Source organism: Pantoea sp. S61, from assembly GCF_016625145.1.
Lineage (GTDB): Bacteria > Pseudomonadota > Gammaproteobacteria > Enterobacterales > Enterobacteriaceae > Pantoea > Pantoea rwandensis_B.
In genome coordinates, this window is the sequence record NZ_JACVUO010000054.1 from 1 (window position 1) to 1,276 (window position 1,276).

Annotated in this window: 1 protein-coding gene; it reads right to left on the reverse strand. The window is 52.1% G+C overall.

What is annotated here, in order from left to right:
* Positions 1-165: 165 nt before the first annotated feature.
* Positions 166-1,185 (reverse strand): IS110 family transposase, encoded by a 1,020-nt coding sequence (locus IAE30_RS29820; RefSeq protein ID WP_200539534.1) that lies wholly within the window; start codon positions 1,183-1,185, stop codon positions 166-168.
* Between the last annotated feature and the right edge of the window lie 91 nt (positions 1,186-1,276).

The following is a 1,276-nucleotide window of genomic DNA, read 5'->3' on the forward strand; positions in this document are numbered from 1 at the left end:
TGAGCTGTCGCGGGCCCTAATGAATTCCGCTGGCGCACGCCTCATTACCTTTACGAACCCGCAGTTCGATACTTTTTTCAGGTTTAGTGCGCCCCGGTCTGACCTGTCATGTCATTACTTACAACTACCCGCGCAATCGCAGGAGACTTACTGATCTTGAATTCTTCAATGCTGCACCGTTTCCGGCGGTGCTTTGATATACGGCTTATTGTGTGCCAGAACTGCCCATATGGTTCTGGCCATTTTGTTGGCCAGTGCGACTGATGCAACGTTTACTGTCCGTCTCTTGAGAAGGTTGGTTACCCATGCCCCCGGTTCGTTAGCATTCTGGATAACGCTGTGCGCACCGTTAATCAGTAGCTTACGCAGGTATTTATCACCTCGCTTGCTGATGCCCTTCAGTACCACTTTGCCGCCTGTACCGGTTTGTCTTGGGACCAGACCTATCCAGGCCGCAAACTCCCGGCCGGAACGAAATGCACCGGCGCTTCCCATTGCTGCAATGGCCGCTGTTGCTGTCAGAAAACCAACGCCGGGAATATCGCTGATCGCTCTTACCCCGGGATCATCTTTGCTTAGCGATTTGATTCGCCGCTCCAGCGCCGAGATTCGATGCTCAAGGCGTTCAATTTCCGCGAGCTGTTCACGCAGAGTTTCAATGAGTTCAGCAGGCAATCTCTCCTCCAGACGCACCAGAATGTCAGGCAAGCTGCTGAAAAGGCTCGCTCTGCCTTTGCGCATCACTTCGCCATATTCAGCCAACAATCCGTGCAGTTCATTGACCTGCATCTGCCTTGATTTAACGAGGAGAAATCGCACTCTGTGAAGTGCCAGCATCGCCTGCTGCGCTTCCGTTTTCACCGCCACGGTTTTACCCGGCTGCTGAGCAGCGCGCCAGATTGCTTCAGCATCTGCCATATCATTTTTGTTTCGTATGTTGAATGCTTTCACATAGGCGCCGGGCATCAGCTTGACCTGATGTCCCAGAAGACTCAGTTGCCGGGCCCAGTGATGTGCTCCTCCGCTGGCCTCCATGCCGACTAAACAGGGTTTCCGGTTCTGAAAGAAGCTCAGAAACGAGGTGCGTTTAACCGCCTTGTTGATCACTTCTCCGGTTTCAGTATCAACATAGTGAAGCTGAATGACGTTTTTGGCGATGTCAGCGCCAACGACCATGCTGCTCATGTTCAGTTACTCACTAATAAACGTTTAATGAAATTATGGGCGCGTAAGGTCGAATGGATTGCGACACGGGCTACAAGGCTGGAAGCTATCT